The organism is Clostridium sp. YIM B02555 (assembly GCF_022320955.1).
In the GTDB taxonomy this organism is placed as follows: domain Bacteria; phylum Bacillota; class Clostridia; order Clostridiales; family Clostridiaceae; genus Clostridium; species Clostridium saccharoperbutylacetonicum.
The window spans coordinates 261,235-277,019 of the sequence record NZ_JAKJJY010000002.1; the positions used below are offsets into that span (position 1 = coordinate 261,235).

General features: G+C 28.9%; 11 protein-coding genes. 8 read left to right on the forward strand and 3 right to left on the reverse strand.

Annotation, left to right across the window (positions count from 1 at the left end; all coding sequences use genetic code 11):
- Nucleotides 1–29: 29 nt before the first annotated feature.
- From L3B98_RS04615 to L3B98_RS04635, 5 genes are all read left to right on the forward strand, one after another.
- Nucleotides 30–1,844, forward strand: a complete 1,815-nt coding sequence (locus L3B98_RS04615; RefSeq protein ID WP_015394914.1) for a sensor histidine kinase — start codon at nt 30–32, stop codon at nt 1,842–1,844.
- A gap of 14 nt (nt 1,845–1,858) precedes the next feature.
- The gene (locus tag L3B98_RS04620) at nt 1,859–3,454 is read left to right on the forward strand and encodes a response regulator (protein WP_238915784.1); all 1,596 of its coding nucleotides are present in this window, start codon (nt 1,859–1,861) and stop codon (nt 3,452–3,454) included.
- A gap of 76 nt (nt 3,455–3,530) precedes the next feature.
- Nucleotides 3,531–5,009, forward strand: a complete 1,479-nt coding sequence (locus L3B98_RS04625; RefSeq protein ID WP_238915785.1) for an alpha-N-arabinofuranosidase — start codon at nt 3,531–3,533, stop codon at nt 5,007–5,009.
- Nucleotides 5,010–5,015: 6 nt separating this feature from the next.
- On the forward strand, nt 5,016–5,270 hold the full coding sequence (locus L3B98_RS04630; RefSeq protein ID WP_015394911.1) for a DUF6171 family protein: 255 nt from the start codon (nt 5,016–5,018) through the stop codon (nt 5,268–5,270).
- A gap of 116 nt (nt 5,271–5,386) precedes the next feature.
- A complete protein-coding gene (locus tag L3B98_RS04635) occupies nt 5,387–6,184 on the forward strand; it encodes a polysaccharide deacetylase family protein (protein WP_238915786.1) in 798 nt (265 codons plus the stop codon).
- A gap of 118 nt (nt 6,185–6,302) precedes the next feature.
- On the opposite strand, the gene L3B98_RS04640 is transcribed toward L3B98_RS04635, so the two are convergent.
- Complete coding sequence (locus tag L3B98_RS04640; protein ID WP_077366045.1) at nt 6,303–7,292, reverse strand: AraC family transcriptional regulator; 990 nt, start codon at nt 7,290–7,292, stop codon at nt 6,303–6,305.
- A 260-nt stretch (nt 7,293–7,552) separates the two neighbouring features.
- Here L3B98_RS04640 and L3B98_RS04645 point away from each other — a divergent pair, with 260 nt between their 5' ends.
- Together L3B98_RS04645 and L3B98_RS04650 are read left to right on the forward strand one after the other, a co-directional pair.
- Complete coding sequence (locus L3B98_RS04645; protein ID WP_238915787.1) at nt 7,553–8,920, forward strand: PTS transporter subunit EIIC; 1,368 nt, start codon at nt 7,553–7,555, stop codon at nt 8,918–8,920.
- Between the two features lie 44 nt (nt 8,921–8,964).
- The gene (locus tag L3B98_RS04650; protein ID WP_238915788.1) at nt 8,965–11,553 is read left to right on the forward strand and encodes a glycosyl hydrolase; all 2,589 of its coding nucleotides are present in this window, start codon (nt 8,965–8,967) and stop codon (nt 11,551–11,553) included.
- Between the two features lie 86 nt (nt 11,554–11,639).
- Here L3B98_RS04650 and L3B98_RS04655 read toward each other — a convergent pair whose 3' ends face one another.
- Together L3B98_RS04655 and L3B98_RS04660 are read right to left on the reverse strand one after the other, a co-directional pair.
- On the reverse strand, nt 11,640–13,385 hold the full coding sequence (locus tag L3B98_RS04655; RefSeq protein WP_238915789.1) for a sensor histidine kinase: 1,746 nt from the start codon (nt 13,383–13,385) through the stop codon (nt 11,640–11,642).
- Between the two features lie 9 nt (nt 13,386–13,394).
- Nucleotides 13,395–14,183: a response regulator gene (locus tag L3B98_RS04660; protein WP_077366041.1), complete on the reverse strand. Its 789-nt coding sequence runs from the start codon at nt 14,181–14,183 to the stop codon at nt 13,395–13,397.
- 755 nt (nt 14,184–14,938) lie between these two features.
- On the opposite strand from L3B98_RS04660, the gene L3B98_RS04665 reads away from it, so the two are divergent.
- Nucleotides 14,939–15,760: an MBL fold metallo-hydrolase gene (locus tag L3B98_RS04665; RefSeq protein WP_238915790.1), complete on the forward strand. Its 822-nt coding sequence runs from the start codon at nt 14,939–14,941 to the stop codon at nt 15,758–15,760.
- Nucleotides 15,761–15,785: the final 25 nt, after the last annotated feature.

Consider the following 15,785-nt stretch of genomic DNA (forward strand, 5'->3'; position numbering starts at 1 on the left):
CAAGTGCTTTTAGAAAAAGAGGTAATGGAATGAAGAAATTAGATATAATAAATAATTATAGCATTAGAACAAAATTATTAATAATATATTTATTTTGTGTTCTGATTCCTATCATAGTTACTAATTCTATTGTATATATAACTATAAAGAATAATGGCGTAAGAGAACAAAAGACAAATATGGAGCATGCAGTAGAGAGGGTTAAGTATGATTTGGGTTCTGTTTTAGATGATTGTGTATTAGTATCTGATCATCTACATAATGATATAACTTTAAACGATTTTATTACAAAAAGATATGGCAGCTTACTTGATTACTATGAGAGTTATAATTATTTATTGCAGAATAATGTAATCAATTACTACTACAATTCACAACACGTATATCAAGTTACAATTTATACTGATAACCAAACAATTAGCGATAGTGGTAATTTCATAAAGTTAACACCAGAAATACGTCAAAGTGAGTGGTATAGGCAATTTCATAAAAATAAAGAAGCTATGAATATATCTGTATATTATGATAATAATAGAAAAAATTTTGAATTCAACAATACAGCAAGAACAATTAGTATCACAAGAAAACTAGATAATTTTGATAAATCACATGAGAATATTTTAAAAATTGATGTGGATTATAACGTTATACTAAATGATATTTTAAATGAAAAAATGGACGCAAACTTATATGTATGTAATAAAAATTATATATTGTTTTCTAATAAAAAATCTAATGTTGGTAAAGAGATGTTTGATACCATAGATTCTATAGAAGCAAAAGATATTAAATTTAGCGATTTCTTTAGGTTTAAGGTAGCAAATGAAACTTGGGATATCATTATTACAGCAGATGAAGTTAGTCCATTATCAAAAATTGTAGAGAAAAAAGAAATATTATTTGGCTTAGCAATATTTAATTTATTATTACCGACAATAATTATTGGTTTGGTATCGCATTCAATTGGATATAGAGTAACATTGCTTGGAATCTATTTAGGAAAAGTAGAAAAAGAAGAATTTTCCACAATAGAAAGCAATGAAGGACAAGATGAGATAGGGAAACTGATTCGAAGCTATAATTTAATGGTACTGAGAATTAAGGAATTAATAGAAGTAGTATTTAAGAGAGATGCTGAGAAGCAGCGGCTTGAGTTAGCAAAAAAACAAGCTGAGTTAAAGGCACTCCAAAGTCAAGTTAATCCACACTTTATGTTTAATACTCTTGAAAGTATTCGAATGAGAAGTTTAATTAAAGGTGAGAGTGAAACAGCAGATATAATTGAAAATTTATCAGTGCTACTGAGGAAAACAATAAATTGGGGAGAAGATCATATTACCATTGAAGATGAGATGACCTTTGTAGAAAATTATCTTCAAATACAAAAGTACCGATTTGGTGAAAAATTATCTTTCAGCTTTTATATTATGGAAGAATGTAAAAATATAAAAATTCCCAAATTATCAATTGTGAGTTTTGTTGAAAATGCTTGTGTTCATGGTATTGAAGAAGTATCTCATAATGCCAGTGTTAACGTTTCTATAGTTAGGTCAGATAATAGTTTAATTATAGAGATTTCAGATACAGGAAGTGGGATGGATAAAGAACAGTTGGATTTGCTTAGAAATAAATTAAGAAATGCTGAAATAGATATGCTTAGTAACAGTAAAAGTACTGGAGTACTTAATACTTATATGCGCTTACAAATGTATTGTAATAATAATATGAAATTTGAAATTGATAGTAAACCAAGGGAAGGAACAGATGTTACAATACAAATTTATCTTGATGAATCAAATTTTACTAATTCTTTATTTAAAAATAATCAAAATAATGATTTCTAATATAGGAGGATATTATGATAAAGGTATTGATTGTAGATGATGAACCATTTATTAGACAAGGGTTAAAGATTCTAATTAATTGGGAACAATATGGTTATGAAATTGTTGGAGAAGCTGCTAATGGACTTGAAGCAATAAAGGAATTGGAAAAGAAAGATATTGATTTAATAATTGCAGACATAAAAATGCCAGAAATGAATGGAATTGAATTAATTGAATATGTGCGTAAAAATATATCAGAAGAAGTTAAAATAATTGTGTTAAGTGGATATTATGAGTTTGAATATGCAAAGAAAGCAATAAAATGTAATGTGAATGATTATATTTTAAAACCAATCCAAAAAGAGGAACTGATTAAAGTATTGAGTTCTTTTAAAGAAGAATTTATAAAGCAGGAACAACAACAAACAATGCAGAAAATTAAAGATAAGGTTGTGTATGATAGATTTTTTAATGAAATTATACATGGTAAGTGTAATAAAGCAAATTTAGAATACATTAAAAAATATCAAAACTTTTCTTCTGATTTGAGATATTTGATTATTGAAATTAATTATAATAATCATGATGAAATAACTATATCAGAAAATGAAAAAATGGAACAACAGCAGATTTTTTATCAAAATATTATTGGATGGCTTGAGGAAAATTATTATAATGTGATTATTGATATGGGACAAGCTAAGGAATGTTATGATATTGGATTTATTTATGATAAAAGGTTTGCGAAAGAAAAAGGAATGGATGAGCATGAATATATTTTAAATTTTAAAACAAGTATGCAACAAATTCAAAAATATGATTTTTTTATTTATGTAGGTGAGAAAGTAGATAATATTGAAGCAATAGCATTATCATACAAATCTGCAACTGTAGCTAAATTATTTTCTGATTTTTCAATTGAAAATAATATTGCATATTATGATGAAATGGCAAAAAGAAAAGAATTAAACTGTAGTGAAGAAAAAAAATATATGGACTATTTAATTCATGAGATTGAGGATAATAATAAGGAAGAAATAGTGACGTGTGTAGAGAAAATTTACAAGAGTTTCGGAGAACATAAGATAAACTTAGATATTATAAAAATAAATATTAATTATCTATTGTGTAATCTTATTAATATTGCAAAGGAACTAAATTCGGAAATTGACCAAGAGGAAGTAATGCAATATATTACTTCGATTTCTTTTGAACAAATGATAAGTAGAGGAAGTGTAAATCATTTGAAAACATTTTCTTTGGAATTTGCAGAATATTTAAATCAATTAAGGCAGCACTCATTCCAAGGAATCTTAAGTCAAATTGACAAAGAGATTTCAGAACATTATATGGAAAAGCTAAGCTTAAAATATTTAAGTGAAAAGTACTACATTAATAGCGCTTATTTAGGTCAAATATTTAAAAAGCAATATAACGTATCCTTTAAAGACTACTTAAACGCATATAGAATTGAAAAAGCAGCAGAATTACTAAAACGAAGTGACGATAAAATTTATAAAATTTCAGAGAAGGTTGGATATAGTAATACGGATTATTTTATAAATAAATTTGTTCAATTGAAAGAAAAGACACCATTACAATATAGAAAACAATTTTGTTGCAGATAGGATTAATTAACAATGATCTATTAACATTGATCATTGTTAATAGAATATAGATAAAATTTGAGTTAAGAGGTGTAATATGTCAAAGATAGTTGTAAATACAGATATTAAAAAAGGAAAAATAAACAAGAATATTTATGGAAATTTTGCTGAACATTTAGGAAGATGCATTTATGGCGGTTTTTGGGTAGGAAAGGATTCTGAAATTCCTAATATAAATGGAATTAGAAAAGATGTAGTGGAAGTCTTAAAAGAGTTAAAGCTACCAGTTTTAAGATGGCCAGGAGGATGTTTTGCTGATGAATATCATTGGAAGGATGGTATAGGTGTCCATGAAACAAGACCTAAGATGGTTAATGTACATTGGGGTGGAGTTACAGAAAACAATCATTTTGGTACACATGAATTTTTTGAATTATGTGAGCTTTTAGGTGCAGAACCATATGTATGTGGTAATGTAGGAAGTGGAACAGTTCAAGAGATGAGAGAATGGGTTGAATATATGACTTTTGATGGAGAATCACCAATGGCAAATTTAAGAGCAGAAAATGGTAACAAGGAGCCTTGGAAACTTACATACTTTGGTGTTGGAAATGAAAATTGGGGCTGTGGCGGTAATATGCGTCCAGAATATTATGCTGATTTATATAGAAGATATTCAAGTTATGTAAGAAATTTTGGTGATAATAAAATCTTTAAAATAGCTTGTGGGGCTAATGGTGATGATTATAACTGGACTGAAGTGCTTATGAGAGAAGCAGGTAAATTTATGGATGGATTAAGCTTGCATTATTACACAGTTCCGGGAGATTTTTGGTTAGGTAAAGGCTCTGCTACAGAGTTTAGTGAAGAAGAATGGTTTATGACTATGAAAAAATCAATGTTTATGGAGGAGCTTATTTCGAAACATTCAACAATTATGGATAGATATGACCCTGATAAGAAAGTAGCTTTAATTGTTGATGAATGGGGGACTTGGTTTGATGTTGAACCAGGAACAAATCCAGGCTTCTTATATCAGCAAAATACAATTAGAGATGCTTTAATTGCTGGAATTAATTTTAATATTTTTCATGAGCATTGTGATAGAGTTCAAATGGCTAATATAGCTCAAGCAATAAACGTACTTCAAGCAGTTATACTTACAGAGGGAAGTAAGATGATTTTAACTCCAACATACCATGCTTTTAATATGTACAAGGTTCATCAAGATGCTGAATTAATTGACTTAAATATTGAAGCACCTGATTATGTTTGTGGCGATGATAAGATTTCACAGGTAAGCGCAACTGCTTCAGTGGATGTAAAAGGAAAAATTCATATATCTATATGCAATCTAAGTCCTACAAAATCAGCTGATATTCAATGTGAATTAAGAGGAAATGTTATGACTAAAGTGACAGGCACTATACTTACCGCTGATGTAATGAACGCTCATAATACTTTTGAAGAACCAGAAAAAGTATCACCAAAAGTATTTAATGGTGCTAGCATAGCAGAAGGCAAGTTTACAGCAGAATTACCTGCTATGTCATTAGTTACATTAGAATTAGAATAAGCGCTTATGTCATATATAGATAACTGTAAAGGGTGCTCAGCAAGTGTTAAAGTTGCATCAGAAGACATAAAAGCAATGGTAATTAGTATTGTTAATAGCGGAAATTTTAAATTAGTATCTGAAGAAACCTACAGTAAAAGGCTTCAAAAGTGTGGGGGATGTAAGTATCTAGAGTATAGTACAACCTGCATGCAATGTGGATGCATTGTTCAGATAAGAGCCTTACAGCGGGAAAAAGATTGTCCATATTCTGCATGGTAATTATATTGTGTTAAATTTGTTTGCAAGAACTCTTTTTGTTAAGACTTGTATAGCAACTGATAATAGACAATTGAGCTTTGATAATTGGACCATATATTAATTTTGAGGTGAGAATTATGAATATAAATTTTGATCTGTTTCCAGAAGGAAGAACAAAAGCATTGACTATGAGTTATGATGACTGTCAGATTTTTGATAGAAGGTTGATAAGCATATTTAATAAGTATGGAGTAAAAGGTACGTTTCATTTAAATTCTGGAATGTTAGATAAGGAAAATTTTATTACAAAAGCTGAAGTTGCAGAACTTTATAAAGGTCACGAGGTTTCAGTGCATGCAAAAACTCATCCGTTTTTAGATTGCATACCTGTTGAAGCAATTATAGAAGAAATAATTGAAGACAGAAAATGCTTAGAATCTTTAGTTGGTTATCCAATAAAAGGAATGTCTTATCCATATGGAGCTTTTAATGGGAAACTAATAAAAATTCTTGATAGCATTGGAATGCAGTATTCAAGAACTGTAATCTCGCATCATGATTTTTATATACCAGAAGATTTTTTAGCTTGGAATGCAACTTGTCATCATGATGACAATCTTATGGAACTTGGACAAAAGTTTTTAGATTATGAGTTTAAAGGAAAACTAAAGCTTATGTACGTTTGGGGACATAGTTTTGAGTTTGAAAGAAATAATAATTGGAATCTAATTGAAGATTTTTGTAAGTTAGTTTCTAAAAGTGATGAAATTTGGTTTGCAGCAAATGTTGATGTAATGAGATATATAAAGGCATTAAAGCAACTTGAATTTTCAGCTAAAGGAGATATAGTTTATAATCCCACTGCAATAACAGTATGGATTAGCGTAGATGATAAAGCTGTAAGAATTGAAGGTGGAGAAACAAGAAGTCTGTAATAGATATGAAACACTGCAACTAAATTAATATTGAAATATTAGTATAGTGATGTTAATTACTTAAATTGTGAGTAATTAACATCACTTTTATATTATTTCGATAATTTTAATATTATTGTCATGAGTTATATTTATGACGAAATTCATTAGGAGTAACTCCAAAGTAATCTTTAAATTTCTTATAGAAGAAGTTTAGATTTTGGTATCCAACTTCAGTAGCAATTTCATAAATTGGCATGTTGCTGTTAGAAAGTAAGATCGAGCATCTCGTTAGCTTTTGTGCTTGAATAAGTTCTTTAAAGGACTTATTTGTACTTTTTTTAATTAATGAACTTAAATAATTTGGATGGAAATTAAAGTGATTAGCAGTTGAAGCTAAAGTGCAGGTCATATAATTTTCTTCAAGATAATTAAGGATATCAATAACTGTCGCAGTTCCTTTAGAATTTGAAAGAGATTTATTTGTATCATATTGAAATGTTTTTAGTAGTTCTGTAAATATTAATATCATATAGCAATCTATAATTTCATTAAAAAACAAAGATTTATCATAATATTCACATAGGAGCTCTTTTATGAGGTTAGGCATTTTTTCATTACTATCCGAATTGAAAATAATATAATTATCGTGATTAGTTTTATCTGAAATTGCATTGACTAAAAATTGGGATATGATACCTTTAGTTGATAATCTGCTTAGAAAAGATGTTGTAAAATACTCCTTACGCATTAACATATTAATAATTATATCATTTTCAGTTGTTGGCAAAATAGAATGGGGTATTCCAGTGTCAATTATAGAAACTTGCCCCTCTTTTAAAGTTATAGTTTTATCTTTAATTATTTCTGTAACTTTTCCAGAATATACATAGCTTAGTTCTATATAATCATGTATATGCATTGGTACTTCAGCAAAACGCGTATGCCTCGAAAGAGTAATATTTTCTCCAGATAGTAGATTTGCTAAGTTAAACAAATATATTTTTTTACCTTCATAATCAATTTGGCTAAGTTGATTATAAAAACTTGATATATTGCCGTGATTTTTATGATAAATTTCGCGATCTGTAAGAGGCTTAAGCATTTCATCTAGTTCTCTATGATTCATATTAAAAACCTTCTTCCCTAGTTTGATTACAATTCCTGCTATATTAAAATATTATAAATTCGTAAAGTTTTGAGTTGATTCACTAAACTAAAAATATTGATTATATTGATAATTTATAACAAAATTTAAGATTATATTATAATATTAAGTTTGGTCAGTCAACTTCTTTTGTTTTGATATTTTTGCATAACGATTAGAATGATATCATTTACATGTAGCAATAATAAATATTAAATTTATAAACTTAAGGAGGAAAATTTATGGATTATAAAGATTTAGCAAAGCAAGTAGTAATTCTTATTGGTGGAAAAGATAACATAGAAAATCTAACACATTGTGTAACGAGATTACGTTTTGTTTTAAAGGATGAAAAGCTTGCAAAAACAGATGAAATTAAAAACACTAAAGGGGTTTTATCTGTAATTCAGCAAGGGGGACAATATCAAGTTGTTATTGGAACAGAGGTTAAAAAAGCCTATGCTGCTGTTTGTGAAGAGATTGGTATGACAGATGGTACTACAGAAATAAAAAAAGAAGACAGTGAAAAGAAAGATAATTTATTTAATACCTTTTTTAAAACAATTATAGCTGTTATAGGACCAATTCTTGGAGTATTAGGCGCAAGTGGTATATTAAAGGGTGCATTATCATTATGTACGACTTTTAATCTATTAGCTCCTACTGATGGAACGTATCAAATTCTCTATGCATTTGCAGATGGCTTTTTTTACTTTTTACCAATTATGTTGGGATTCTCTGCATCTTTGAAATTTAAAAGTAATCCTTATTTAGGAGCTGCTATTGGGGCAGCACTTGTATATCCTAACATAGTAACTGCTTATAGTCAGCATACTGGATTAACTTTTTTAGGAATTCCAGTAGTATTAATGAGCTACACAAGCTCTGTATTTCCAATAATTATAGCAGCATATGTAGCTGCAAAAATAGAAAGATTTTTTACAGAAAAATTACCTACAGCATTTAAATCAATGTTTTCACCTTGTATTACTGCAATAATAGTTGTACCACTTACATTTTTAGTAATTGGACCAATTGCTACATATATGAGTAGTGGATTAGCAGCTTTAACCAGTGGTCTTTATAACTTTAGTCCATTATTTACTGGTATTTTCTTAGGTGCATTTTGGCAGGTAATTGTAATTTTCGGATTACATTATGCATTTATTCCAATATTAATAAATAATATAGCAACTATGCATCAAGACCCAATAAATGCTATACTTTCAGTAACTGTTTATGCTTTAGCTGGTATGGCGTTAGGTTTTGGATTAAAGGTTAAAGATAAAGAAAAGAAGGCCTTTGGATTTTCAAATTGTTTAACAGGATTGTTAGGAGTAACAGAGCCAATTATCTATGGTATTGCACTGCCATATAAGAGAACCTTTGTATGTGCATTTATAGGTGGTGGTATTGGAGGGGCTATTACAGCAGCTGCAGGATTAATGATGTATGGATTTGGTGGTGGAGGAGTTCTAGGAGCTCCAATGTTCTTGAACCCAACAGGAAATAATGGACATTTTATTATTTACTTAGTAGCTTCAGCAGCATCATTTGTAGTTTCAGGTGTTTTGGCATATTTATTTGGGGTAAAAGGTGACGAAAAATAACTTAATAAACATTTGATTTTTAATTAATTAAGAGGAGAAGAAACATGAAAAAAGTAAAAGAAGTATTATCAGGAAAATATCCAAATCACATTTTTCCTCTATTTTGGCAGCACGGTGAAGAAGAGCATGTATTGCGTGATTATATGGATAAAATCTATAATTCAGGAATCAAATCGGTTTGCGTAGAGGCTAGACCACATCCTGATTTTTTAGGGGATAAGTGGTGGATGGATATAGACGCCATAATAGATGAAGCTAAAAAAAGAGATATGAAGGTTTGGATTTTAGATGATTCTCACTTTCCAACAGGCTTTGCAAATGGTCGCATAAAAAATGAATTTCCTCATCTTCGTAAGCGATTTTTAGGGTTAAAGATATTAGATTTTGTTGGCCCTATGAAAAATGCAGAGGCAATTATTAAGTATGCATTATCAGACAAGGAAGATGAAATAATTGGAGTTATTCTTGGTAAAAAATTAGATTATGAAAAAGTAGATCCAGATACTTTAATAGATATTACTGCAGGAGTAAAGGAAAATAAGATTGTTTCCTTCGATTTGCCAGAAGGTCAGTGGAGTGTAATGATTCTGTATAGCAGTTTTAATGGCGGTGAAAAGCAGACAGAGGGATATTTAAATCCAATTGATCCAGAAGCAACAGATATTTTAATTAATACTGTATATGAGTCTCATTATGAAAGATATAAAGAAGAGTTTGGACAAACTATAGTTGGCTTTTTCTCAGATGAACCACGTTTTGGAAATATGCATGGACCGTTAGGTTCTATAGGACGTTTTGACATGGTACTACCTTGGCGTAAAGATATGTTAGAGCTTATGGATAAAAGATTAGGAATTTCTTCACTTGTGTATTTGCCACTTTTATTTATAGAAGGTGGAGAAAAAGCTCATCAAATGAGATATGCATATATGGATTTAGTGAGTAGACTATATTCAGAAAATTTTAATCAAAGAATAGGAAATTGGTGTGAAGAACATAATGTTATGTATATTGGACATACTATAGAGGACAATAATGCTCATGGAAGACTTGGATATGGAGCAGGACATTTTTATCGTGCTATGGCAGGTCAGCATATGGCAGGTATTGATGAGGTACTTCATCAACTAATGCCAGGGCAGGATTACTGCGTAAATAAGGCTATGACTAGCAATGGATGGGATGGAGAATTTTTTCATTATGCATTAGCTAAGCTCGGAACATCATTTGGACACATGGATCCTAAGAAAAAAGGAAGAACTATGTGTGAAGTTTTTGGAGCATATGGCTGGGCAGAAGGTAATAAAAAAATGAAATGGACTATTGATCATATGTTAGTTCGTGGAGTAAATGAATTTGTGCCTCATGCGTTTGATCCAAAGCAATATCCTGACTTTGACTGTCCTCCGCATTTTTATGCTCATGGAAAAAATCCACAATTTGAAGGCTTTAAACTATTGATGGATTATACAAATCGTATGAGTCATTTACTTTCTGATGGTATTCATAGAGCACCTTTAGCTATTGTGTATCATGGAGAAGCAGAGTGGGCTGGAGAATATATGCTTCTTCAAAAGCCAGCAGCAGAACTCACAAGAAATCAAATAGATTTTGATATTTTACCAATAGATGAATTAGTAAAAGCAGAAAGTAATTATGATGGCATAAAAGTGAATAAAGAAATTTTTAAAGGGTTAGTAGTACCTTATGCAGAAGCTTTACCAAAAGCATTTTTAGAAAAAATCTTAGTATTTGCTAAAAAACAAATGCCTATTTATTTCTTAGAAGCACTACCTGTACGTGAAAGTGAAGGAAATTATATTGAATCTGTTTTAAAAGAAATGAAAGCAGAAAAAAATATTCATGTGATTAATTTAGATGATTTAGTAGACGATTTAAAGAAAGCTGGGTTATATGAGATATCTACAAGCTCTTACGAGCCTTATTTGAGATATTATCATTATGAACAGGAAGATGGTCATATATTTATGTTTGTAAATGAACATCCATATAATATTATATCTACAAAGTTGAAAATACCATTTTCAAGTACAGCATATACTTATAATGCAATGGAGAATATACTTAAAGAAGATGAAAATGCTTTAAAATTAAATCTCTATCCTTATGAATCAAAGATAGTTATTTTTCCTCATACTCAACTAGAGTATGAATGTGGAAGGGCCCAAATTCTTACAAAAGTAGAAGAAAAAGCAGTAGAGGGAATATATAAAGTATCTTTTGCAACTAGCAAAGATTTTAACGTATTCGAGGATGCAATAACCTTAGACTCTTTAATTCAGTTACAGGAATTAGATGGAAAAGAGGATTTTGCAGGGATTATTCGCTATGAAATGAGTTTCAACGTTGATTCAAAAAAAGCTAAATCCTATTTAGTATTAAAAGGAGTTTCAGAAAGTGCAAAAGTTATCTTAAATAACAAAGAAATAGGTATGAAAATAGTTCCACCATATAGATTTGATATTTCTGATTACATTTTTGAAGGTGAAAATAAGTTGGTAATAGACGTGAGTACAACACTAGTTAGAGAACAATATGACTGGTTATCCCAATACATGTTATTAGAACCAATTGGCATTACAGAAAGCATTATAATAGAAAGTTATGAATAATAAATAGCCTCACTAGTTATAGTGAGGCTATTTATTTAAGGGATTAATACTAATTAGTTTTATTGGCTGCATAATTTTAATTAGGCTTAGGATGTGGGAATTATGATGTAAATTACAGTTCCAAAGCCTGATTTACTATTTATTTTAAGACCATAATCATTTCCGTAAGTTAATTTGAGGCGTTTGTTTGTATTAAACAAACCAATATGATCTGTGTGATTGCCATCAAAATTCAACTTATTTTTTATTGCTTCAAGATTTTGTTTATCAATTCCAATTCCATTATCAATAATTGAGAGCATTAATGAATCATTTTTTAATGTTATTTTTATTTTAATGCTACCTTTCCCTTCCTTATTTTTTATTCCGTGGTAAATACAATTTTCAACTAAGGGCTGTATTAATAACTTAATTGTTGAAATAGATTTTACCATATTGTCGTAAACCCATATTACATCAAATTTATCCGCATATCTAATCATTTGAATATCTAGATAGGCTTTAGTATATAAAATTTCATCCTCAAGAATAACTTTGTTACAAGGTTTTCTTAAAGAATAGTCTAATATGCTAGATAAGTTTTCTATCATCTTAATCGGTTTACTATTACTCCCAGTTTCCTTTATTACTTCCCAATATATTGTATGTAATGTATTATACAAAAAATGAGGGTTTATTTGAGATTGCAGTGCAATAAGCTCCATATTTTCTAGTTTATATTTTCTTTCAGATAATTGTACTTTTAAATAATGCTGTTCAATAAAGGTTGTAAGTAAATTTTCTATAATATAACTGTATTCATTTTTTGTACTGCTATTTATCACTGGCAGAGTCTGATTATTTTTAGCTGAATCAATTATAGATATAATATTTGAAATTTGTTTATAGTTTTTTCGAGTAAGATAGAAAGTTAGAATTAACCCTAAAATAAACGAAACTATCAATAATGCAATAGTGTTTTTAAACAATCTCATAGAAACATTATATAAAATGTCTTCAGGAATTATAGATATGTAGTTCCAAGAAAATTTATCAGAATGAATGATTGATTTACTTAGAAATCTTTTTTCTGATGGAGAGTATAAAATATTATTATCTAATTTTAAGAGTTCATTTGTATCAAAATTAGTTATATTAGTAGATGTGTTGTTGCTAATAAGTTCATTGGCATTATCATCTAGTATAAAGATTTTTTGTTCAGGTGCAGTAGCTGCTTTATTAAGTAAGTTTTGTATATAATCAGCTTTAATATTCAATATTATAACACCATTATTTAGAGCCATTCTTTTATAAACTGTTATAAGTTTGGTTTCTTTTTCTTCAAAATCATATTGTTTTATGTTACGTGCTTCTATCCACATTTTTTCATCTGATTTATGATTCAAATAGTTTTTGTACCAAGAGGTATCAAAGTAATTATTTAAATTTGTTATACCATTATTAGTGGTATAAAACCTGCCATTCTCATTTTGGTAATAGATGTGAATAGAATAAATATACGGCTTCGAATTAGCAAATGAATTCAAAAAGAAGCAAATTTTATCTGTATTTATTAAATCTGATGAAAGTAAAGTTTCTTCTTTTGAAACATTCTTTAGAGTTAAAGCAATGCTTGGTGTGTAATCGAATTGTATATTAAGCGGATCTAATTCATTAAAAATCAAGTCAATGTTAGATTTGGTTTGATTTAGAAGATCTGCATTATTTACTGTTATCTGATTTTTAATATATCTTTGAGTAATAATTATTGATAAAGAACCTAATACAAATGTTGGTATTAGGATAGGGAGCAAAAATATAATTAAATTCTTTATGAAAAAGTTCTTATTCAAATAAATTCATCACCTTTCAAAAGCGCCAGTATCAATTGTCTCTCTTTGATTTCTATATTCTTTAGGACTCTTTCCATAGAAATTCTTAAAGGTTCTAGTAAAGTTTTTTGTATTACTATAACCAACCATTTCACTAACTTCATATGTTTTATATCTTATATCATCTAAGAGTTTAGCAGCATGATTCATTTTTATTCTTATTAAATAATTAGAAAAGCATTCTCCAGTTTTTTGCTTAAAAAATTGACTTAAGTAGTTAGGATTCATGTGAACAGATTCAGCAATATCCTCAAGTTTGGCATTTTTATAATGTTCAGTTACATAATTTTTGACAAATGATATGATTTTTGAGTCATAATTGGATAAGTCTTTAAAATCATTTACTGGCATATCTGAAATAACATCTTTGTTAGATGAGCATTCATTGTCCAAAGTTTTCTTCAAAGAAGAAAACACTTCAAAAATTTCATTATATTTTGAAGGTTTTACAATGTAATGGCTAACACCATAAGTTAGGGCATTGCGGGCATATTCAAAGTCTTTGTAAGCACTTAAAAAAATAATTTTTGTTTTAATATTGCGATCATATATTTCTTTAGCAAGTCCAATACCATCTAAAAAAGGCATTTTTATATCGCAAAGGATTACATCTACGGGATTACTCAAAATATATTCTAACGCGAGTTTTCCATTTTCTAATTGATCTACAATTTCAAATCCCAAATCACCCCATGGGAAATAGCTACACAATAAATTTCTTGATTCACCTTCATCGTCTACTACAAGTAGTTTATACATTATAATACTCCTCCTATCAAGTATCTTTATATAGTTATAATATTTAGTATTACATTAATATTATTGTAAAATTAGTATTTTATGTCAAGGAACTTATAATTGTATGATTACGTATACATAAAGATTTTAACATAGAATAATAAATATTGCATATATAAAACCTTAAGTATAGTAATAGTGGTGAGAAATTGACTCTAATAATAATAATAAGATGAATTTTATAATAAAAAGATACCTTTTTTACTAGTCATTTATGAAGTTATGATAAAAGGATACCATTTATAATAATAGATATCTTATGTAAATAATTACATTTATGGTAGAATAGCATTATTATGCACTATAGATGTCCAAAGCAAGAATTAGACTTACGCGAAACTTACCGAAATCCAATACATTTGTCTTCCACAGGACTAGTGAAATTTTCGCTGGAAAGTTCTAAATGCGGGCTTGCCATCATTTCAGCGTGTTCCAGATGTAAAATCTGGACAAGCTGAAATGAAACAAGCCCCCATTAACAACCATCATCAGCTCAATTTCACATGCCTGCTTCCAGAAAAATGTATCTGATTTCTAGTGTAGTGTTACGATTATAATTTCTCAATAGTACATATGTATATATTACATTTATAAGTTGAATTATTAATTTGGATATCTATAATAAAGTGCATAGTTTAAGGGATTTTGTAAAAAATGAGCAATTTATTAAGTTGCAGGCTAATAATAAAGTGATTTTAAGAATTGGAGTGATTGATATGTATAATGAATATTATTCAATTAGGAAAGTAATGGATGGAGTATATCATATAAGTGATCCTAATAAAATATGCTGTACATTAGTGGTAGGAAATGAAAAGGCATTGTTATTTGATACCGGTTATGGTATCGGAAAGCTAAAACAAGCAATTAGATCTATAACTGTTTTACCTATTATTGTTGTAAACAGCCATGGTCATCTTGACCATATGGGAGGAAACTATGAGTTTGATGATATATATATTCATGAAGCTGATATAACATTAGCAAAGCAGATTCTTTTATCAGATAAGAGAAAATGGACTGTGAATAATTATAAAAAAAATATAGGAGTTCCGAAAGATTTTAGTGAAGAAGAATATATAAGTAGAGATTATAATATGAATTTTACTTCTATAAAAGAAGGTGAAATATTTGACTTAGGAGGATATGAGCTTGAAGTAATTTATTGTAAGGGGCATACAGCTGGGTGTATTTCATTAATTGAAAGAAAAAGGAAACTTTTACTTTCTGGAGACACGGTATTACAACACGTATGGATGTTTTTAAAGGAAAGTGAGAAAATGAGTGACTATATAGACAGCCTTAATAAATTAAACAAATTAGAGGTTGATATTATTCTTACATCTCATTCTAATGAACCTTATAACAAAGAGCTATTACATAATTTGATTCGCTGTGTTGATAATATTGATATTTCTAAAAGCACTCCTTATTTTAATGAAGCATATCCATATGAAGCATTTATGTATTCTGAAGGTGGCGAACCCTTTGCCAGTAAGGAATATGTTTCTATTGTTTTTAGTGAAGATAAATTGTAATACCAAAAATTACGAGAGAAAATTT